Annotated in this window: 18 protein-coding genes; 8 read left to right on the top strand and 10 right to left on the bottom strand. The window is 72.3% G+C overall.

Going from position 1 to position 21060, the window contains the following annotated elements; genetic code table 11:
* Positions 1–73: 73 nt before the first annotated feature.
* Positions 74–1225 carry an XdhC family protein gene (locus OG700_RS05720; protein WP_405609825.1) on the top strand — a complete coding sequence of 384 codons (1152 nt, stop codon included), beginning with the start codon at positions 74–76 and terminating at the stop codon, positions 1223–1225.
* A gap of 42 nt (positions 1226–1267) precedes the next feature.
* Here the strand turns inward: OG700_RS05720 and OG700_RS05715 are convergent, their stop codons facing one another.
* A complete protein-coding gene (locus OG700_RS05715) occupies positions 1268–2788 on the bottom strand; it encodes a serine hydrolase domain-containing protein (RefSeq protein WP_405609822.1) in 1521 nt (506 codons plus the stop codon).
* A 109-nt stretch (positions 2789–2897) separates the two neighbouring features.
* On the opposite strand from OG700_RS05715, the gene OG700_RS05710 reads away from it, so the two are divergent.
* From OG700_RS05710 to OG700_RS05700, 3 genes are all read left to right on the top strand, one after another.
* Positions 2898–4118 (top strand): sensor histidine kinase, encoded by a 1221-nt coding sequence (locus OG700_RS05710; RefSeq protein WP_405609819.1) that lies wholly within the window; start codon positions 2898–2900, stop codon positions 4116–4118.
* Positions 4109–4756, top strand: coding sequence for a response regulator (locus OG700_RS05705; RefSeq protein ID WP_405609816.1), 648 nt, complete (start codon positions 4109–4111; stop codon positions 4754–4756). Before OG700_RS05710 ends, OG700_RS05705 begins: the two co-directional genes overlap by 10 nt.
* Positions 4757–5067: 311 nt before the next feature.
* Positions 5068–6924, top strand: a complete 1857-nt coding sequence (locus OG700_RS05700; RefSeq protein WP_405609813.1) for a glycoside hydrolase family 9 protein — start codon at positions 5068–5070, stop codon at positions 6922–6924.
* An 81-nt stretch (positions 6925–7005) separates the two neighbouring features.
* Here the strand turns inward: OG700_RS05700 and OG700_RS05695 are convergent, their stop codons facing one another.
* A complete protein-coding gene (locus tag OG700_RS05695) occupies positions 7006–8040 on the bottom strand; it encodes a LacI family DNA-binding transcriptional regulator (RefSeq protein ID WP_405609810.1) in 1035 nt (344 codons plus the stop codon).
* Positions 8041–8252: 212 nt separating this feature from the next.
* Here OG700_RS05695 and OG700_RS05690 point away from each other — a divergent pair, with 212 nt between their 5' ends.
* Together OG700_RS05690 and OG700_RS05685 are read left to right on the top strand one after the other, a co-directional pair.
* Positions 8253–9026, top strand: a complete 774-nt coding sequence (locus OG700_RS05690; protein ID WP_405609807.1) for a VOC family protein — start codon at positions 8253–8255, stop codon at positions 9024–9026.
* Positions 9027–9122: 96 nt separating this feature from the next.
* Positions 9123–10286, top strand: a complete 1164-nt coding sequence (locus OG700_RS05685; RefSeq protein ID WP_405609804.1) for a winged helix DNA-binding domain-containing protein — start codon at positions 9123–9125, stop codon at positions 10284–10286.
* Between the two features lie 2 nt (positions 10287–10288).
* On the opposite strand, the gene lysA is transcribed toward OG700_RS05685, so the two are convergent.
* The 3 genes from lysA to OG700_RS05670 form a co-directional block, all read right to left on the bottom strand.
* Entirely contained in the window at positions 10289–11620 is a 1332-nt protein-coding gene (gene lysA / locus OG700_RS05680; RefSeq protein ID WP_405609801.1) for a diaminopimelate decarboxylase, read from the bottom strand.
* A complete protein-coding gene (locus OG700_RS05675) occupies positions 11617–11985 on the bottom strand; it encodes an SAV_915 family protein (RefSeq protein ID WP_405609798.1) in 369 nt (122 codons plus the stop codon). The genes lysA and OG700_RS05675 overlap by 4 nt, the downstream gene beginning before the upstream one ends.
* Before the next feature lie 343 nt (positions 11986–12328).
* On the bottom strand, positions 12329–13135 hold the full coding sequence (locus tag OG700_RS05670) for a response regulator transcription factor (protein WP_405621477.1): 807 nt from the start codon (positions 13133–13135) through the stop codon (positions 12329–12331).
* A gap of 154 nt (positions 13136–13289) precedes the next feature.
* On the opposite strand from OG700_RS05670, the gene OG700_RS05665 reads away from it, so the two are divergent.
* The gene (locus tag OG700_RS05665; RefSeq protein WP_405609795.1) at positions 13290–15014 is read left to right on the top strand and encodes an AMP-binding protein; all 1725 of its coding nucleotides are present in this window, start codon (positions 13290–13292) and stop codon (positions 15012–15014) included.
* A gap of 30 nt (positions 15015–15044) precedes the next feature.
* Here the strand turns inward: OG700_RS05665 and OG700_RS05660 are convergent, their stop codons facing one another.
* Entirely contained in the window at positions 15045–15560 is a 516-nt protein-coding gene (locus OG700_RS05660; protein ID WP_405609792.1) for a GNAT family N-acetyltransferase, read from the bottom strand.
* Positions 15561–15607: 47 nt separating this feature from the next.
* Positions 15608–16228: a hypothetical protein gene (locus OG700_RS05655; RefSeq protein WP_405609789.1), complete on the bottom strand. Its 621-nt coding sequence runs from the start codon at positions 16226–16228 to the stop codon at positions 15608–15610.
* Positions 16229–16469: 241 nt separating this feature from the next.
* Between OG700_RS05655 and gcl the strand changes: the two genes are divergently transcribed.
* A complete protein-coding gene (gene gcl, locus OG700_RS05650) occupies positions 16470–18257 on the top strand; it encodes a glyoxylate carboligase (protein ID WP_405609786.1) in 1788 nt (595 codons plus the stop codon).
* A 77-nt stretch (positions 18258–18334) separates the two neighbouring features.
* Here gcl and OG700_RS05645 read toward each other — a convergent pair whose 3' ends face one another.
* The 3 genes from OG700_RS05645 to OG700_RS05635 all read right to left on the bottom strand — a co-directional run bounded on the left by OG700_RS05645 (position 18335) and on the right by OG700_RS05635 (position 20983).
* Positions 18335–18688: a hypothetical protein gene (locus tag OG700_RS05645; protein ID WP_405609783.1), complete on the bottom strand. Its 354-nt coding sequence runs from the start codon at positions 18686–18688 to the stop codon at positions 18335–18337.
* A gap of 438 nt (positions 18689–19126) precedes the next feature.
* Positions 19127–20017 (bottom strand): 2-hydroxy-3-oxopropionate reductase, encoded by an 891-nt coding sequence (locus OG700_RS05640; protein WP_405609780.1) that lies wholly within the window; start codon positions 20015–20017, stop codon positions 19127–19129.
* 90 nt (positions 20018–20107) lie between these two features.
* The gene (locus tag OG700_RS05635) at positions 20108–20983 is read right to left on the bottom strand and encodes a TIM barrel protein (RefSeq protein WP_405609777.1); all 876 of its coding nucleotides are present in this window, start codon (positions 20981–20983) and stop codon (positions 20108–20110) included.
* Positions 20984–21060: the final 77 nt, after the last annotated feature.

Raw genomic sequence — 21060 nt, 5'->3', positions numbered from 1 at the left:
CCCTCCGTCTCAACGGCGCCGACGCGCCGCGACCCTCCGCACATCCGATACTGGGACATCAGAGGAGGCCGACATGCTGGACATCGCCGAAGAACTGAACCGGTGGGTCGAGCAGGGACGTGACTTCGCCGTGGCCACCGTGGTGGCCGTCGGCGGCAGCGCGCCCCGGCAGCCGGGCGCCGCGCTCGCCGTCGACAGCGAGGGCACGGCGATCGGCTCGGTCTCCGGCGGCTGTGTGGAGGGCGCGGTCTACGACCTGTGCCGGCAGTCCCTGGACAGCGGCGAAAGTCTCCTTGAGACCTTCGGATACAGCGACGAGGACGCCTTCGCCGTGGGTCTGACCTGCGGCGGAGTCATCGACATCCTCGTCACCCCGGTCCGCGCGGACTCTCCCGCCAGGGAGGTGATCGCCGCCGCGCTGTCCGCCGCCGCCACGGGGGAGGCCGCGGCGGTCGCGCGGCTCACCGACGGGCCGTCGGAACTGCGCGGCCGAGCCCTCCTCGTACGCCCCCGGGGAGCGTACGAGGGGACGCTGGGCGGCCACCCGGCGCTGGACGAAACGGCGGCGGGCGAGGCCCGCGCCCTGCTGGCCGCGGGCCGCACCGGCACCGTCACGATCGGCGCGGACGGCTCACGCTGCGGACAGCCACTGACGCTCCTCGTCGAGTCGAGCGTGCCCGCCCCGCGCATGATCGTCTTCGGCGCGATCGACTTCGCTTCCGCCCTGGTCCGGGTCGGAAAGTTCCTCGGATACCACGTCACCGTGTGCGACGCCCGCCCCGTCTTCGCCACCCGCGCCCGCTTCCCGGACGCCGACGAGATCGTAGTGGACTGGCCGCACCGCTATCTGGCGTCGACGCGGACCGACGGCCGTACGGTGCTCTGCGTCCTGACCCACGACGCCAAGTTCGACGTCCCCCTGCTGGCACTCGCCCTCAAGCTGCCCGTCGCCTACGTCGGCGCCATGGGCTCCCGGCGCACCCACCTGGACCGCAACGAGCGGCTGCGCGGCGTCGGCGTCACCGAACTGGAACTCGCGCGGCTGCGCAGCCCCATCGGTCTGGACCTCGGGGCACGGACGCCCGAGGAGACCGCGCTGTCGATCGCGGCGGAGATCGTCGCGAACCGCCACGGCGGCAGCGGCGTCTCCCTGACCGGCGCGCACACCCCGATCCACCACGACGGGAACCGCGCACCCGCGCGCCGTATCGGCTCCGTCGCCTGAGTGCGTCGCCTGAGTGCGTCGCCCGAGTGCGTCGCCCGAGGGTTACGGGGCCGTCGCCCGCCGCTTCCGTAGCACCGCACGCGTCACCTGGACACCCCGCGCGCCGATCACCGCAGCCGACGCCAGGGCCGCCGCCGCGACACACACGACGAGGGCGGGCCAGACGTACAGCACCTGGCCGAGCGTGCCCTCCCGCCGCATCAGCAGCCCCATCAGCTCCGGGAGCAACGGGGAGAGGGCGACCGGCACCGCGTACGGCAGCGTCCGCAGCCCCGTACGCCACAGCGGGCGCCCGGCCGTACGCCGCGCCCAGCCCGACGCCCGTACGGTGCCGAGCGTGCCCAGTCCCAGCGCCAGCAGCGTCAGCGCCGCCAGTACGTAATCGGCGGTCAGGGTGAACGGTTCCCGGATCTCCGGCGACCGGCCCTCGGCCAGGTCCCGCAGCCCGTCCGCGATCCCCGCACTGTCGTCGCCGGAGACCATGCCGGTGTCGCTGACGACGGCGATACCGACCTTCCCCTCCGGCAGCAGTATCTGGATGGAGTTCTGGGTGAGCAGCTGACCGGTGTGCTGGAGCGGCGCCGGCCCTTTCCCTCCGCTCTCCTCCCCGAGCGACCAGCCCATGGCGTAGATCTCTCCCTCGGGCGGGGTGTGCGTGATGCCGACGCTCCGCGCGGAGGCGACGCGCCGTCCGTCCGCGCCGACACCGCCGTTGTTCTGTGCGATCAGCCAGCGGGCGAGATCGTCGGCGGTGGTGACCACACCGTGCCCGCCCGCCGTGAACCAGCGCGGGTGCGCGCGCTCCACCACGCGGCCGTAGGCCCGTACGTATCCCCGCGCCTCCTCGGGCATGTCGGTGGTGGAGTCGACGGACCGCGAGTCCGTCATCCGCAGCGGCGCGAACACGTGAGAACGCAGCCGGTCGGCGAACGGCTCCCCGGCCACCACCTCCACCAGCCGGGCCGCGACGAAGTAGTTGGGGTTGTGATAGCTCCACCGGCTCCCCGGCTCGGCGGCGAGACGGGCGCCGCGCATCCGGGCGACCGCGCCCTTCAGGGTGTGCGCCTGCGGCAGGGTCAGATCGGGGAAGGCCGAATCGGCCATGCCGGACGTCTGGTTGAGCAACTGCCGGACGGTGATCCGCGCGGCCCGCTCGTCGGCCATGGTGAATTCCGGCAGATAGCTCCGTACCGGCCGGTCGAGGTCGACCTTCCCCTCCTCGACCAGCTGCATGACGGCGAGCGCGGTCATGGACTTGGAGAGCGAGGCCACGGGTACCGGGGTCCGCCCGGTCATGGCCTTTCCGCCGGCGGTGTGCCCGTATCCGGCGTTGTGGACGACCTCGTCGCCCCGGGTCACCGCCACGACGGCGCCGGGCAGCCGGGTCTCGTCCAGGTAGTCGTTCATGAAGCGGTCTATCGCGGCGGGCGTGAGGGCGGCGGCGGGGGCCGGTTCGGCGAGCGCGGCGGGTGCCGGACCCGCCAGCGCCGCCACGGTGAGGCCCAGCGCGGCCACGAGCCGCCCCGGCGCCGAGCGGCCCGGATTCTTCGTTCTGATCCACATGCCGGTCATCCCACCGCCCGCCGGGGGTCCGGCGCATTGGCGTGCACGGGAGTACGAAGGTAGTGCTGGTCCTACTGTCCGGGCCACGGCCTGCGGTTACGGTCGACGGGTGCACCATTCAACAGCGTGGCGGGCCGTGGGCCGCAGCCCGTGGACGTTCCTCACCTCCTCCTGGCCCTGGCGGTCCTTCCTCTACCTGCTGACCGGCGGTGTCTTCGGCGCGCTCGTCCTGACGGTCCTGGCCGCGCTGACACTCGCCGGGGTCGTCTCCCTGATCCTCGGCGTCGGGGCCGCACTCCTCCTCGGCGTCGGCCTGTCCGGCATCGTCGTCAGCCGGGTCGAGCGGTGGCGGCTGCGGCTGATGGACCCCGATCCGCTCCCCGACCCGCACCGCCCGCCGGCCGGACCCGGCGTGCGCGGCTGGCTGGCCACCCGGCTGCGGGAGCCCGCCACCTGGCGTGAACTGGGCTTCACCGCCGCGTCGTTGGCCGCGATGTGGTGGATGGACGTACTGGTACTGGGGGTCTCGCTCGCCCTTCCGGTGCTCCTCGCCACCTCACCCGTCGACGATCCGGGTGCCTGGCCGCTGGCGGTCCTCGCGGTGTGCCTGGTGCCCGTCGCGCCGTACACCCTCACCGTCTGGGCCGGTGCGCGGGCCGCCATGACCCGCGCGATCCTCGCCCCGCGCGACGGGGAACTCGGCTGGGGGCTCACCGAGGTACGGGCCTCCCGCGCCCGGCTGGTCGGCTCCTTCGACGCGGAGCGCCGCAGGATCGAGCGGGACCTGCACGACGGGGCCCAGCAGCGGCTCGTCTCGCTCAACGTGCTGCTCGGCATGGCCCGCCTCGACGCGGAGCCCGGCTCGTCCGTCGCCCGGCAGCTCGACACCGCGCAGGAACAAGTCACCCTTGCCGTCCACGAGTTGCGCGAGCTGAGCCGGGGTGTACACCCCAAGGCGCTGACCGACCACGGACTGCCCGAGGCCGTCGGCAATCTCACCGCACGCTCGGCCCTGCCCGTCACCGTCGACATCCGGCTGCCGCACCGACCGCCCGCCGCCGTGGAGAGCGCCGCGTACTTCGTCGTCGCCGAATCCCTCGCCAACGCGGCCAAGCACAGCGCGGCCACCCGCGCCGAGGTACACGCCCGGCTGCACGCCGACGTACTGACGCTCAGCATCAGCGACAACGGTGTGGGCGGCGCCGATCCGGCCGCCGGGACCGGGCTGGTCGGCCTCGCCGACCGGGTCGCCGCCGCCGACGGCAGACTGCGGATCTCCAGCCCGTCCGGTGGACCCACCCTGCTGCACGCGGAGATCCCATGTCGCTGACCATCGTGCTCGCCGAGGACTCCCCGCTGATGCGGGACGGTCTGGTCGGTGTCCTGACCCGGTTCGGCCACCGGCTCGCGGCCGAGGTCGGCGACGCGCACAGCCTGGTCGCGGCGGTCCGCACACACCGGCCCGACATCGTCGTCACCGACATCCGCATGCCGCCGGACCACTCGGACGACGGCCTGCGCGCCGCCGTCGCCCTGCGCCGCGAACACCCCGCGCTGCCCGTCCTGGTGCTCAGCCAGTACGTCGAACAGTCCTACGCCGCCCGTCTGTTGGATCTGGGCAGCGACGGCGGCGTCGGTTATCTGCTCAAGGACCGGGTCAGCGCGGTCACGGAGTTCGTGGACGCGGTCGCCCGTGTGGCCGCCGGCGAGACGGTGGTGGACCCGGAGGTCGTACGCCAACTCCTGCACCGGCAGCAGGATCCGCTGCGGCGGCTCACCCCCAGGGAGCGCGAAGTGCTCTCCCTGATGGCGGAGGGGCGGGCGAACGCGGCGATCGCGCGGCACCTGTACGTGACGGAGGCGGCGGTCAACAAGCACGTCAGCTCCATCCTGCAGAAGCTGGACCTGCGCGTGGACGGCGAGGGGCACCGCCGCGTCCTCGCCGTCCTGGCGTATCTGCGGGCCTGACGGGACGGCCGCCGGCCTCATACGCCGCCCTCATACGCCGGACGGACCGTCGAGCGCCCCCGCCCCCGCCCGCGCCCCCGCCCCCCCCCGCCCGCGCCGCGCTGTCGGCGATCCGCAGCCGCGTGGTGGTCCGGAACAGCGCGTTCAGGCCGTCGAGCACGGCCGGCTCGGTGTGGCCGCGAGAGTGACCGCGAGGGTGGTCGTGAGAGAAAGTCGCACGCCTGGCCGGGGTGTCGGTCCGGTTCGCCGGAAATCGCCCGTTACGTTCTGCGCGACCCGATCCCAGCCGTGCCGCGCGCAGGAGCTGACCCTTGCGAACTTCCCTGATCTCCTCGTTCTCGCTCGCCCTGGCCGTCGCCGCGCTGCCCGCCGCGTTCGGGCAGACCACCGCCGGCGCCGCGGCCCGCGCCGCCGCCGATCCCAGCCCCGTACGCGTCAACCAGATCGGCTACGCGACCGGCGCCGACAAGATCGCGACCGTGGTCGCGGCGGCCACCACCGCGCTGAAGTGGCAGCTCAAGGACGGCACCGGCCGTACGGTCGCCTCCGGCACCACCCGGGTCGTGGGCGCGGACAAGGCGTCCGGCGACCATGTCCACCAGGCCGACTTCTCGCGCGCCACCGGCCAGGGGGTCCACCGGCTCACGGTCGCGGGCGTCGGCACCAGCGTGCCGTTCACCATCACCGGCCGGCCGCTCTACCCGGACCTCGGACGTGAGGCCATGCAGTACTTCTACTTCCACCGCATGGGCACCCCGGTCGAGGCCGCGTACCTCCAGCACGCCGCCCACGCGCACGCCGCCCTGCACCCCGGCGACAAGTCCGTTCCCTGCTACCGGAATTGGTGCGGCAAGGGCGGCGGCAAGGGCGACAGCAAGAGCGGGGGAAAGAGCGGGGGAAAGGAGCAGCGGCTCAACGTCGCGGGCTCCTGGGCCGACGCCGGCGACTTCGGGATCTACCCCGTCAACCACGCCATCTCCGCCTGGACCCTGCTGAACCTCTACGAGCGCATGCCCCGGGCGTACGCGGACGGCAGCCTGGCCGTGCCCGAGCGGGCCAACGGCCTGCCCGACATCCTCGACGAAGTCGCCTACGGCTCCCGCTTCATGACCGGCATGCTCCCGAAGACCGGCCTGGCGTCGCACAAGGTGCACAACCACACCTGGAGCGCGTTCCCGGTCAAGGACATCGCCGCCGAGAACGCCATGCCGCGCTCCGCGATGCCGCCGTCCACCAACGCCACGTACGCCGTCGCTCGTACCAACGCCCAACTGGCCCGCGTACTACGCGAGTTCGACGCCAAGAGGGCGGCGGGTCTCTGGGCGTCCGCGCGGGACGCCTGGCAGCGCGCCGAGGCGCGCCCCGACGTCGACTACCCCGAGGCCGACGATGGCACCGACGCCGAGGGCGGCGGCGACTACCCCGACACCCGCAACAGCGACGACCGTTACGCGGCGGCGGCCGAGCTGTACCTCACCGCCGAGCAGCGCGCCGACCGCTCCGCCAACGGCTACCGGAGCGCCGTGACCGGCTCCGCGCACTACGGCGAGATCGGCCCCGTCGACTGGGGCCGGGTCGCCGCCGCCGGCAGCCTCTCGCTGCTCACCGTGCCCAGCGAACTCCCCGCCGCCGACCTCGCCCGGATGCGCGCGAAGCTGCGCACCGTCGCCGACTCGCTCGTCGAGACCCAGCGGCGGGAGGGGTATCCGGCGCTGATCCCCGGCTCGGACGCCTACCCGTGGGGCTCCAACTCCGCCATCGTCAACCGGATGTTGCTGCTCGGCACCGCGTACGACATCACCCGCGACCGGCGCCACCTGAAGGCCATGCACCGGGCCATGGACTATCTGCTGGGCACCAACGCCATGCGGATCTCCTATGTGACGGGCTACGGCGCCCACCGCGAGACCGACCTGCACGACCGGCTCGCCTGGGGGCAGTACCCCGCGACCCCGTACCCCAGGGGCTGGCTCTCCGGTGGTCCGAACAGCGCCGACATCAACGACCCGGTCACCCCCACCGGCCGCCCCGCCGCCAAGTCCTACGCCGGGCCAGGCACGGCGCCCAGCGCCTGGGGCTCGAAGGAGAACACCGTCAACTGGAACGCGCCGCTCGTCTGGGTCGCGACCTACCTCAAGTCGACCGCCCCGGACCTGACTTCACGCTGAGACAGGTCCCGCACGCTCAGGGACGACGCGCGCTCTGGACGACGCGTGTTCAGGACGACGCGCGCTCTGGACGACGCGTGTTCAGGACGAGGCGCGCCGCACCAACTCCGTCGGCAGCAGGACGTGTTGCCGCGGCGCCGCGGGATCCTCGATCCCCGCCAGCAGCACCCGCGCCATCGCCCGCCCCATCTCCTCCACCGGCTGCCGTACCGACGTGAGCCCGGGATCGGCGTGCCGCGCGATGGGGGAGTCGTCGAAGCCGACGACGGCCACGTCCTCGGGCACCCGGCGGCCCGCCGCCCGCAGCGAGTGCAGGGCACCCGCCGCCATCACGTCGGACGCGGCGAACACCGCGTCCAGGTCCGGGTGGCGCGCCAGCAGCTCCGTCATCGCCCGCCGCCCGCTCTCCTCGGTGAAGTCCCCGTGGGCCGTCCAGGACGGATCCGGGTCGCCGCCGGAGCCCGCCACGGCCTCCTGATACCCGCCGAGCCGGCACTGCGCCACGTACATGTCCAGCGGCCCGGTGATCGTGGTGATCCGCCGCCGCCCGGTCTCCACGAGGTGCCGTACGGCGGAGCGGGCGCCGCCGACGTTGTCGGAGTCGACGTAACTCACGGACTCGTCGGCCGAGCGACGGCCGCTCAGCACGGTCGGCAGGCCCATCTCGGCGAGCAGATCCGGCAGCGGGTCACTGCCGTGCACGGACACCAGCAGCACGCCGTCGACCCGGCCGGCCCGCGCGTACTGGAGGAAGCGGCGGCGCTCGTTCTCGGTCCGTACGAGCGTGAGCAGCAACTGCATCTCGGTGTCGGCGAGACCCGTGCCGACACCGTGCAGCACGTCCGAGAAGTACGGTTCCGCGAAGAACCGCTTCTCGGTCTCCGGGATCACCAGGGCCACCGCGTCGGTACGGCTCCCGGCGAGGGCGCGGGCCGCCCGGTTGGGTATGTAGCCCAGCTCGGCGATGGCCCGCTCGACGAGCTGCCTGGTGGAGTCTCGTACGCGCGGCGAGTTGTTGACGACACGGGAGACGGTGCCGCGCCCCACACCCGCGAGCGCCGCCACCTCTTCGAGCGTGGGCTGGCCGGTCCGGCTCGGACGTCCCCTTGTCACCATCGTGCGACCTCCATCGGCGCTCCGTCGGGGGACCGTCATCCAACCACTGGGAGCGCTCCCACAATAAGTGGTTGATCGTATCGCGGACAGCCTCCGTCCGCCCGGCCGTATGCCCGTCGCATACCTTTTAGGTGTCTGTCATGCCCGTAAGGGCATCAGCCTCCTGTGCGGTCGCACAGGAAGGCAGTGGTTTTCCAATGGAACGGAGCGGAATGCCGAAAGCACAGGGAGTCGCCGGAGCGCCATGCTGGGTGAGCCTGCTCGCACGCGAACTGCCGGGCGCCCAGGACTTCTACGGCAAGGTTCTCGGCTGGACCTACCGGCCCGGCGGACTCGGTGACGACTTCTCCGTGGCGCTCATCGACGGCATGCCCGTCGCCGGTATCGGGGCGCTCGCCTCCTCGCTCCAGGTGGCCGTCTCCTGGACGCCGTACTTCAACGTCACGGACGTGGACGAGTCGGCGGCCCGGATCAGGGAGCGCGGCGGCACGGTCGGCGTCGGCCCGCTCGCCTTCCACACCGGCCGCGCCGCGCTCGCCGTCGACCCGGACGGCGCCGTCTTCGGGATCTGGGAAGGCTCGGTCCGCTCCGACTGGTCGATGGGGCGCGGCAGCGGCTCCGCCTCGCTGGAACTGCGGACCAGGGAAGCCGTCACGGCGGGGCGCTTCTACTCACTCACCCTGGGCTGGCAGCCGGAGGGCGAGGGGAAGCTGCGACTGGCGCACGACGAGGACCAGTCGGTGCTCCTCGACGGCGACGAGCCGCTGGCGCGGATCAGGGGCGGCGCCGTGCAGGCGGCACCCGACCCGCAGATCCGGCCCCGCTGGCACGTGCACTTCAGCGTGCCGGACGTGGCGGCTGCGGTCGATACGGCGCTGGCCTCCGGCGGCTCCCTCGTCCTGCGGCCGGACGCGTCGGCCGGGGTGGACGAGGCGACGCTGCGCGACCCCGACGGGGCGCTGTTCACGGTCACCGCCGCGACCTGACCAGTCGGTTTCACCTCGATCGCCGGAGGGGGCTCGGCGGACGCCTCCGGCGATCGAGGACAGAAACCGTCCGCAAGTCTGCGTAGCGTGTGATGCATGGCCCCGAAGACGACGGACCCGCTCTCGCACCCCCTGCTCACCACCCGCGCGCTCAACCGCGCCACCCTGGCGCGGCAGCTTCTGCTGCGGCGCGCGGCCATGTCCGCCAAGGACGCGGTGACACATCTGGTCGGGCTCCAGGCACAGAACGTGAAGCCGCCGTACGTCCAACTCGCCGCGAGGCTCGACGGGTTCGACCCCGCGGAGCTGTCCGGGCTGATGGCCTCCCGCGAGGTCGGCCGGATGGTCACCCTCCGCTCCACCATCCATACCCACACCGCCGAGGACTGCCTCGCCCTGCGTCCGTTCGTCCAGCCCATGATCGAACGGGAGTTGCGGACCTTCCGTGCCGGTCTGGTCGGGGTGGACCTGGACCGGCTCGCCGCGTACAGCAGGGAGCTGGTCGAGGAACGGCCCCTGCCGCTCAAGGAGTTGAAGGCGGCACTGGCCGAGCGGTGGCCCGGCGCCGACCCGCTCGCACTCTCCGTCGCCGCGCGCTGCCTGCTGCCGCTCGTGCAGGTCACACCGCGCGGGCTGTGGGGACGCGGCGGTCGGGTCACGCTCACGACAGCCCAGAAGTGGTTCGGGGCCGAAGGGGGCGACGCGGCGGCGGGCAGCGCGCCGGAAACCGCCGTGCCGCGCTACCTCGCCGCCTTCGGACCCGCCTCCGTGCAGGACACGCAGACCTGGTGCCGACTCACCCGGCTCGCCCCGGTCTTCGAGCGGCTGCGCGATCAACTCCGCACCTTCCAGGACGAGTACGGCGTCGAACTCTTCGACCTCCCCGACGCCCCCAGGCCGGACCCCGGCATCCCGGCCCCGCCGCGCTTCCTTCCCGAGTACGACAACCTGCTGCTCTCGCACGCCGACCGCACCCGCGTCGTCCCCCTCGCCTACCGCAAGCTCATCTGGAACGGCAACCAGGGCCACCGCACCTTCCTCGTCGACGGGTTCCTCGCCGGCATCTGGCGGTTGGAGGACGGCACGGAGGGCGACGGGCGCGGGACGCTGACGGTGCGGTCCTTCGGCGCGCTCACCCGCGCGCAGCGCGACGCGGTGGCCGAGGAGGGCGAGCGGATGCTCGGCTCGCTCTCCTCGGCCACCTCCCCCTCCTACGTCGTGCGCTTCGCGGACCTCTCCGTTCCGTCGACGGCCGGGTGAGGTCAGAGCCCCACGTCCCGGCGCCGCAGGTCCTCGAACGTCTCGCGCCGCACCAGCAGACGCGACCGCCCGCCGGCGACGGCCACCACCGGCGGGCGACCGGTCATGTTGTACCCCGACGCCATCGACACCTGGTAAGCCCCCGACGCGGGCACCGCGAGCACGTCACCGGGCCGTACGTCCTCCGGCAGCTCCACCTCGTCGGCGAGCACGTCGCCCGCCTCGCAGTGCCTGCCGACCACCGTGGCGGCCCGCATCGGCGCCGCCGAGGCGCGCCCGATCCGGCGGACCGTGTAACGGGCGCCGTACAGCGCGGGGCGCGGGTTGTCGCTCATGCCCCCGTCGACGGCCACGAAGACCCGCCCGCCCGACCGCTTCACCGCGAGCACCCGGTACAGCGCGATCCCGGCCGGCGCCATGATCGAGCGGCCCGGCTCCACGGTCAGCCGCGGGACCGGCAGACCCGCCTCGGCGCAGGCTCCGGTCAGCGCCCGCCTGATCCGCCGTCCGTACACGGCGGGTGCCGGGGCCGCGTCGCCCGGCAGATACGCCGCCGCGAAACCGCCGCCCAGATCCAGCTCGGGCAGGACGACCCCGAACCGGTCGCGGATCCGTACGAAGAAGGCGACCATCTCCCGTACGGCCCGCTCGTACGGTTCGGGCGTGGCGATCTGCGAGCCCAAGTGGCAGTGCAGACCGGCCAGTTCGAGCTGCGGCTGGCCCAGGATCCGGGCCGCGGCGTCCTCCGCGTCCCCGCTCGCGATCGACAGCCCGAACTTCTGGCCCTCGGCCCCCGTACGGATCTTCGGATGGGCGCCCGCCTCGATGCCCGGCAGCACGCGGACCAGCACCTGCTGCGCGTCGTGCGGCGGCACCCGCGCGGCGAGCCGCGCTATCTCGCAGTCCGCGTCGATGACGATCCTGCCGACGCCGAGCCGCAGCGCCGTCCCCAGATCCTGCGGCGACTTGGCGTTGCCGTGCAGCACGATCCGCTCCACCGGGAAGCCCCGGGTGGCCGCCAGCTCCAGCTCGCCCGCCGAGCAGACGTCGAGCCCCAGGCCCTCCTCCTCCATCCAGTCCACGACGGCGCGGCACAGGAACGCCTTCGCCGCGTAGACGATCTCCGCCTCGGGCAGCGCGCGCAGCCAGGCCCGTGCCCGGGACCGCACTTCGCCCTCGTCGAGTACGTAGGCGGGAGTGCCGTATCGCCCGGCCAGCTCCAGCAGGGAGACGCCCGCGACCGAGAGGTCACCGCCGGCCGCGGAGACGGCCGACGCGGGCCAGACCGACGGGGTGCTCAACTCGTTGACGGCGAGCGGCGGTTCGGTCCTCACGCGCCCACCGCCAGCGGCGCGTCGCCGGTGTGGCGCAGACACGGCCGGACAGCGGCGGGGGCGGGCGCCCTGTGGACGACCGGCGGGGCCACGAGTTGCGGGTCGACCGTCACGAGACCGACGCCGAGCGGTTCCGCGAGTGCCCGCAGGCAGGGCTCGGAGAGCCTGATGTACGGCTGCCGCCCGCCGAGCGCGGCGGCCAGCCGCCGGGCGCTGGTGAAACCGACGGCGGTGCGCGCGCCGAGCGGGGTGCGCATGAGGCGCAGATGCCGCCCTCCGGCGGAGCCGAGCCGTACGGGTACGTACAGCGGCCCCGCCGGGCCGCGTTCGTCGGGGTCCGCGTCGTCGAGAGTGGTGCTGTCCATGGTGTCCTCCCAGAGGACTCGTCGTGTCTGACACCAGGAAGCTATGCCCGACCCGTGGCGGTTCGGGCGGGTCATGACGCGGCGTTGACCGGCAGGCCCGGTTATTTGACGCCTCCCTGACGACACCCCACCGCGCGGGCTCCCCCGTGAGCCTCACCGTCGGTGACGGCGGCGTGGCGTCAGCCGCTGTCGTGGCGGATCGGGCTCAGGCCGGACGCCCCCGGCCGGCGCCACGCCAACGCGATCGGCGCGGTGACCGGAAGGTTCACCGGGTCCGTCCGGTGGGCCGGGTTGTCCTCGATCGCCGGACGGGCTCGATCGGTTCGGACCGGGCGGACACCCTCTACGGCAGCAGCCCCACCCGGCGCGCCGCCACCACCGCCTCCAGGCGGGTGTGCGCGCCCAGCTTGCGCATGGCCGCCCGCAAGTAACCCTTCACCGTCTCCGGCCGCAGCCCCAGCCGCTCCGCCGCCGCCGCGTTCGTCGAGCCGGCCGCCACACACGCCAGCACGTCCACCTCGCGCGGCGCCAGCGTCACGGCTCGCCGCTGCTCCTGCGGCACACCGCCCGCGCCCGCCAACCGGCCGCAGGCGGCGTTCAGTTCGCCGCGCAGCCCGGCGTCCACGATGCGCGGCGCGAGCGCCCGCAGTTCGCTGTACGCCTCACGGACCTCCTCCCACGCCTCGGGCCGCCCGTGCACCGGCTCGCGGGTCACCGCGAGCAGCCGCTGCACCTCGTCCCGTACGACCAGCGACTGCTCGACGTCGCGGGCCGCGGCGATGGCGGCGTCGAAGACGCGCTCGCCCATCGGCAGCGGATCGCGCAGCGCGCCGTAGAGCACGCCACGGACCCGGCGCCGCACGATCACGGGAACGGCGACCACGGAGCGCAGCCCTTCGGCGGCCACCGCCGCGTCGTACTCGTGGCTGATGTGGCGCGCCTGCCGGTAGTCGCTCACCGCGCACGGTCGCAGCAGGGCGATCGACTTGCCGCCCAGCCCGTTGCCGACACAGATCCCGAGCCCCCGCAGCGCGCCCGTCGCCGTACCGTTCAGCTCCGCGATGCGCACCTGGCGCGTATCGTGCAACAGCCCGCCGAACGCGACCGGCAGCCCGGTCGTACGGCGCAGCGTCAGCAGCGCAGTCCGCATCTCGACCGCCTCGACCGCCTCAATCACAGCGCCTTCCTTCTCTTCGGCTCGCTCCGCCGGCGCGACGCGTTCGGTTCACCCCCGTCAGGGGGTGGTGAGACGTACGTCACCGGCTACACGATGCTAGTGAACGGGCGAGCGATGAGGAGGGCACATGAGAGCAGTCGACGCGACCGAGGAGTTCCGCGCCGCCAGGGACTTCCTGCTGCGACACCGGGAGGACTACACCGCGGCGTACGAAGGCTTCGTCTGGCCCCGGCCCGCGCTGTTCAACTGGGCGCTGGACTGGTTCGACGTGATCGCCGCGGGCAACGACCGGCCCGCGCTGCGCGTGGTCGAGGAGAACGGCACCGAGAGCGTCACCTCCTTCGCCGAGATGTCCGGGCGTTCCGCCCAGGTGGCCAACTGGCTGCGTGCCCAGGGCGTGGCGGCCGGGGACCGTGTCCTCGTCATGCTCGGCAACCAGACGGAGCTGTGGGAGACGGCGCTCGCCGCGATGAAACTCAGGGCCGTCGTCATCCCGGCGACCCCGCTGCTGGGCCCGCCGGATCTGCGGGACCGGATCGGGCGCGGCCGGGCGCGGCATGTGATCGTCCGGTCCGCCGATGTCGCGAAGTTCGCCGATGTGCCGGGGGAGTACACCCGGATCGTGGTCGGCGGCGAGGGTTCCCAAGTTGACGCCGGGGGCCCGGACGGCGGATCGGGCACCGCGGCGGGCGGCTGGCGGGCGTACGAGGCGTCCCACCAGGAGTCCACGGACTTCGATCCCGGCGGGGTCACCCGCGCCGACGACCCGCTGATGCTCTACTTCACCTCCGGCACCACCGCCCGCCCCAAGCTCGTCGAGCACACCCATGTCTCGTATCCGATCGGCCATCTCGCGACGATGTACTGGATCGGGCTCACACCCGGCGACGTGCATCTGAACATCTCCTCACCCGGCTGGGCCAAGCACGCCTGGTCCAATCTCTTCGCCCCCTGGAACGCCGAGGCGACCGTCTTCATCCACAACTACACCCGCTTCGACCCGGTCCGGCTGATGGCCGAGATGGACCGCGCCGGGGTGACCAGCTTCTGTGCGCCGCCCACCGTGTGGCGGATGCTCATCCAGGCCGATCTCACGCTGCTGCGCCACCCCCCGCGCGAGGTCGCCGCCGCCGGTGAACCGCTCAACCCCGAGGTCATCGAGACCGTGCGCAGGGAGTGGGGCGCGACGATCCGGGACGGCTTCGGCCAGACCGAGACGGCCGTCCAGGTCGCCAACTCGCCCGGGCAGCTGCTGAAGGCCGGTTCGATGGGCCGGCCGACCCCCGGCTTCGTCGTGGCGCTGCTGGACCCGGTCACCGGCGTGCCCGGCGGGAGCGAGGGCGAGATCTCGCTGGACCTCGCCAATTCCCCGGTCGGACTGATGACCGGCTACCACGACGAGCCGGAGCGTACGGCCGAGGCGATGGCGGGCGGGTACTACCGCACGGGCGACATCGGCTCGCGCGACGCCGACGGCTACATCACCTACATCGGCCGCAGCGACGACGTCTTCAAGGCGTCCGACTACAAGATCTCGCCGTTCGAGCTGGAGAGCGCGCTGCTGGAGCACGAGGCCGTGGCCGAGGCCGCCGTCGTACCGGCGCCCGACGCGCTGCGGCTCAACGTGCCCAAGGCGTACGTCGTCCTGGCGGACGGCTGGGAGCCGGGTCCCGACACCGCGAAGCTGCTCTTCGCGCACTCGCGTGCGGTCCTCGCCCCGTACAAGCGCGTGCGCCGCATCGAGTTCGCCGAACTGCCCAAGACGGTCTCGGGCAAGATCCGCCGTATCGAGCTGCGCGAGCGGACGGCGCGCGGCTCGGACGCGGAGTACGCGGAGGGCGACGCGCGCTGAGAGCCTGAGCCCCGGGGCACTGTGCGCCGGTCAACTCACCGTTGTGGCCCGGCGCATGCAGACCCGGGGCCAGTGGTCGAGACCGTGCGCGGCCTCGGCGCGCCTGATCTCCCGCAGCCCGTCGGTGAGTTCGCCCTCCGCGAGGGTGCGGAAGCCGAGCCGCGTGTAGTACGGCGCGTTCCACGGCACGTCCGCGAAGGTGGTCAGGGTGAGCCCGGCCAGTCCGGCGCTCGCCGCCCGTTCGGCCAGATGGTCGATGAGGGCGCGGCCGACCCCGTGTCCGGCCGCCGTGGGGTGGACGGAGACCTGCTCGATATGGGCGGCGCCGTCGATCTCGTCGTAGATGAGATACGCGACCGGGTGGCCCGTGCCGTCCTCGGACACCCAGGCGTGGCCCGCGCGCAGATAGCGGTCGAGGAGGTCGATGGCCGGCGGGTCGTCATCGGCGATCGCCGCCATGCCGACGGCGCGGAAGGGTTCACCGGCGGCCCTCTCGATGTCCTGGAGGAGGGGGAGGTCGGCGGGGACCGCGGGGCGGATTCGCATGGAGAGATTATGCCCGCGCGGGTATGCCCGTGGGTTCGGGGTTCGGGTCAGGCGTGTGAGCGATCCAGTTCTGTCGCCGGGGCGTTGACCGGTCTTGGGGTGCCCGTCAGATCCAGGACGAAGAGCGACACCCCGAGGCTGTCGGCGCGGTCGCGCGCCTCGTCCGTGTAGCCGGCCAGCGAGAAGAACGCGCCCACCGCCGACTCGTTGAGGGCGTTGAGCCACAGGCACTCGACGGCGCGCGGATCGGCGGGACGGGTACCCGGGTCGACCTGGGCGACGAGCCCGGGGCCGCGCAGATCACTGCCGGTCTCCGGCTGTCCGTCGGAGCGCACGACGTCCTGGAAGCCGATTCCGCGCAGATAGAGCGCGGCGGCGTGCACGACGTCGTGCTTCGTGCCGACCGTCACCGGCCTGACCGGGATCCGCAGTATCGCCCCGCACGGACAGCCCAACTCCGGCTGCGGCCACTGGTCCTGCCGTCCGCATCCGGTGCAGCTGACGGTCACCCACTCGTCGTCCCAGGTCCGGCGCCCGACGCGGGTGGGAGGCGCGCCCGCCACCAGGGGCGCCGAGACGGCCGATCCGCAGGGGCAGGGGTAGGCCGCCGCCGTGAACACATGGTTGTGCCCGCAGTCGGGACAGCGGACGGGAACGCTCTTTCCCACTTTCGGTACCCCTCTCCACAGCCCATCGTCCATCAACTTACGGGCATGGGGGAGGGGCTTCGGCCATCCCTTGACGCGGTGGGTAAGGCACTTTAGATTGATTCCACATAGCAGAACTAACTTTCCGCATTGTGGAAGCAAGGGATTCAGCGGAAACAGCGGATTCGATGGAATCGACGGAATCGACGCTCTCAGGTGGCGCGACAGAGCCCGAGTCCACGAGCCGAAGCAGGAGCACTCCATGCCTCGTATGACCGCTGCCCGAGCGGCAGTTGAGATCCTCAAGCGCGAAGGCGTCACCGACGCGTTCGGTGTGCCGGGCGCGGCGATCAACCCCTTCTACAAGGCCCTCGAACAGGCCGGCGGCATCGACCACACGCTCGCCCGCCATGTGGAGGGCGCCTCCCACATGGCCGAGGGTTACACCCGCGCGAACCCCGGCAACATCGGTGTCTGCGTCGGCACGTCCGGTCCGGCCGGCACCGACATGATCACCGGCCTGTACTCCGCGATCGGTGACTCCATCCCGATCCTGTGCATCACCGGCCAGGCGCCGACCGCGGTGATCCACAAGGAGGACTTCCAGGCCGTCGACATCGCGTCGATCGCCAGGCCGGTCACCAAGGCGGCCACCACCGTCCTGGAGGCCGCGCAGGTCCCCGGCGTCTTCCAGCAGGCCTTCCACCTGATGCGCTCGGGCCGGCCGGGGCCGGTCCTCATCGACCTGCCGATCGATGTGCAGCTGACCGAGATCGAGTTCGACATCGAGACGTACGAGCCGCTGCCGGTCCACAAGCCGTCCGCGAGCCGCGCGCAGATCGCGAAGGCGCTCACGCTGCTGACCGCGTCCGAGCGCCCGCTGATCGTCGCCGGCGGCGGTGTCATCAACGCCGACGCGTCCGAACTGCTCGTGGAATTCGCCGAGTTGACCGGCACTCCGGTTGTCCCGACCCTGATGGGCTGGGGCGCCATCGCCGACGACCACGACCTGAACGCGGGCATGGTCGGCATCCAGACCTCGCACCGCTACGGCAACGAGACGTTCCTGGCCTCGGACTTCGTCCTGGGCATCGGCAACCGCTGGGCCAACCGCCACACCGGCGCGCTCGACGTCTACACGGCGGGCCGCACCTTCGTCCACGTCGACATCGAACCCACCCAGATCGGCAAGATCTTCGCGCCGGACTACGGGATCCCCTCGGACGCCAAGGACGCGCTGACGCTCTTCGTGGAGGTGGCGAAGGAGCTGAAGGCGGCGGGCGAACTGCCCGACCGTACGCAGTGGATCGCCTCCGTGCTGGAGCGCAAGGGCACCCTGCACCGCAGGACGCACTTCGACAACGTGCCGCTGAAACCGCAGCGCGTGTACGAGGAGATGAACCGAGCCTTCGGCCCCGACACCCGGTACGTCACCACCATCGGCCTCTCGCAGATCGCCGGCGCGCAGATGCTGCACGTCTACAAGCCGCGGCACTGGATCAACTGCGGCCAGGCGGGACCGCTCGGCTGGACTATCCCGGCCGCGCTCGGCGTCGCGAAGGCCGACCCGGACACCGCGGTCGTCGCGCTCTCCGGCGACTACGACTTCCAGTTCATGCTCGAAGAGCTGGCCGTCGGCGCGCAGCACCGGATCCCCTACGTCCATGTGCTGGTGAACAACGCCTACTTGGGGCTGATCCGGCAGGCGCAGCGCAATCTCGACATCAACTTCCAGGTGAACCTGGAGTTCGAGAACATCAACTCACCGGAGCTGGGCGTCTACGGGGTCGACCATGTCAAGGTCGTCGAGGGGCTGGGCTGCAAGGCGATCCGCGTCACCGAGCCCGGCCAACTGCTGCCCGCCTTCGAGAGGGCGAAGAAGCTGGCGGCCGAGTACCGCGTGCCGGTGGTGGTCGAGGCGATCCTGGAGCGGATCACCAACATCTCGATGGGTGTGCGGATCGACCAGGTGAACGAGTGGGAGGAGCTGGCCACCGAGCCCGGCCACGCGCCGACCGAGATCAGGCCGCTGGTCCACCCGGGCGCCTGACGGCCCGTCACCGTACGAGCTGCGGCCCCTCGCCCGGAACTCCGGTGCGGGGGGCCGCTGTTGTCCCTGTCCCGGCGTCAGCCGCCACACCCTCCGCACCCACCGCAGCCCCCTCCGCACCCGCCGCCGTCTCCACCACCGCCGCCGTCCCCGCCGCCGTCGCCACCGCTCGCGTCCGCCGTGTCGCCGCCGTGCGCGTGCCCGTCGGCCCACCAACTGGCCGCCGCGCCGGCGCCGGCGGCACCGACCGCGCCGGCACCGACCGCTCCGGCGGCGGTCCCCGCTCCGGCACGGGTGACCAGCCGCCATACCGCCTTGCTGGGCCACAGGAGCAGGAGCACGAACGGCGGAATCAGCCAGGAGATGTTCTTCTCGAAGATCGCGACGAAGACACCCACGGCGGTCAGGACGGAAAACGTGGCAAGACGCATCCCTTCAGTTTGCGGACCCGGTGACATCGCGACAAGAGCCCGGCCGAAGAATCGGCCGGGCTGGAGACCGTCCGGCGGTGCGAGGCCGGCGCGACGGGACACTCGCACCGCCGGACGGCGTTTGACGCGGCCTCGGGGGAGAGGCTGGGGGACCGTGGCGGCGACGACGGGGAGCGCCGGTCGGCACTCCTTCAGGTCAGGAGGGCGACCCTCGCTCCCCTCACCACCGCACTGGCGCACGCCGCCACGGTCCCGTGGAGGTCCCTCCCACCGGCCACCCCTCACGAGGGCCGTTGGGAGGGACGGCTGTTGGCGGCCAGGGCCTGACTGATCCAACGACAGGCCGCAGGCCGGGCTGTGGCGGTGCCTGGGCGCGACAGGACAGGTTGTCGGCGCCGCCACAGCCCGGAGCTCAAGGGCGCCGGCGGGTCGGTCCGGTCAGACCTGGCCGCCGGACAGGCGCTCGACGCCGCGCAGCAGCGCCGAGTGGTCGAGACCGCCGTCGCCCTGCGCGCGCAGGGAGGCGACCAGTTGTGCGACGACCGCGCCGACCGGCAGCGCGGCACCGACAGTGCGGGCGGCGTCGGTGACGATGCCCATGTCCTTGTGGTGCAGGTCGATCCGGAAGCCCGGAGCGAAGTCGCGGTCGATGAAGTTGTCCTTCTTACGGGTCAGGACGGTCGAACCGGCCAGCCCGCCGCTCAGGACGTCGAGTGCCGCGTTCAGGTCCACGCCCGACTTCTCCAGGAAGACCACAGCCTCGGCGCACGCCTGGATGTTGACGGCGACGATCAGCTGGTTGGCCGCCTTCACCGTCTGGCCGGAGCCGTGCGGACCGCACCGGACGATGGTCCTGCCCAGCACGTCGAAGACTGGCCTGGCCTGGTCGAAGTCGGCCTGCTCGCCGCCGACCATGATGGAGAGAACCGCCTCGACGGCCCCCGCCTCGCCGCCGGACACCGGCGCGTCGAGCACGCGGACGCCCTTCTCCCGGCCCGCCTCGGCCAGGTCGATCGACGTCTGCGGGGTGATCGAGGACATGTCGATCAGGAGGGCGCCCTTCTTGGCGTTCTCCAGGATGCCGTCCTCGCCGTAGGCGATGGCCTCGACCTGGGGCGAGGCGGGCACCATCGTGACGACGACGTCGGCGTCCTTGACGGCCTCGGCGATCGAGGCCGCCACGGAGCCGCCGTTGGCCGCGAGCCGGTCCAGCTTCTCCCGCTCCAGCGTGAAGCCGGTCACGGAGTATCCGGCCTTGATCAGATTCTCGGCCATGGGGGACCCCATGATGCCGAGGCCGATCCATGCCACCTTGGGAAGAGTGCTCATCGGGGGTGCCTCTCTCGCATACGTGTGCGCGTCGTGTTCAGGTCCGCGGGCGTCGGGGCGTCCGGGTGTCGGCGCGTTGGGGCGTCGGGCTCAGCGCGCGGCCCGCGCGTCGGCGGGCAGCCACGCGAAGGACTCGGCGCCCGGGCGGTCGCCGGCCTTGTACTCCAGGCCGACCCAGCCCCCGTAACCGGCCTTGCGCAGCCGGCCGAGCAGTTCCTCCAGCGGCAGCGTGCCGGTGCCGGGCGCGCCCCGGCCGGGGTTGTCGGCGATCTGTACGTGGCCGGTCTTGTCGGCGTACGTGTCGATGACCTCGGCCAGCCCTTCGGCGTCCAGGCCGTTCATCGACAGGTGGTAGATGTCCAGGAGGAACGCGGCGTTGCCGAGACCCGTGGCCGCGTTGACCCGGTCCACGACATCGATCGCGGCCTCGGCGCTCACCAGCGGATAGCGCGGGGACTCCGGCCTGTTGAGCGCCTCGATCAGCAGCGTCGCCCCGATCCGGTCGGCCGCGCGGGCGGCGAGGACCAGATTCTCCAGGGCGAGCGCGTCCTGGGCCTCCGGGGTGACGCCTTCGACTCCTTCGACCCGGTTCCCGTACAGCGCGTTGAGGGCCGTGCAGCCCACCGAGGCGGCGAAGCCGGCCGCCACGTCGATGTTCGCGCGGAAGCGGTCCGACTCCTCGCCGGGCAGCGACAGCGCCCCCCGGTCGGGGCCGGGCAGTTCGCCGGCGTAGAAGTTCAGTCCCACCAGTTGGGTGCCCGCGTCGTCCAGGGACTTCTTCAGGGCGTCCAGCTCGGCCTGCGGCGGGGTGGGGGTCTCGATCCAGGGCCACCACAGCTCCACCGCGGTGAAGCCCGCCGCGGCGGCTGCCGCGGGGCGCTGAAGGAGCGGGAGTTCGGTGAAGAGGATCGACAGGTTCACATCGAAGCGCTGCTCGGAGCCGGGCTTGTTCGTGAAGGGGGCCATGAGAGGTTCTGCGCTCCTTCCGTATCGCGGAAGTTAGTTTCTGCTTAATGGAAGATTGCCTGGGATTCGGCAGGGCT

Origin of the sequence: Streptomyces sp. NBC_01508 (assembly GCF_045040315.1) — a bacterium.
GTDB lineage: Bacteria > Actinomycetota > Actinomycetes > Streptomycetales > Streptomycetaceae > Streptomyces.
This window is presented reverse-complemented; position numbering and strand designations above follow the sequence as displayed.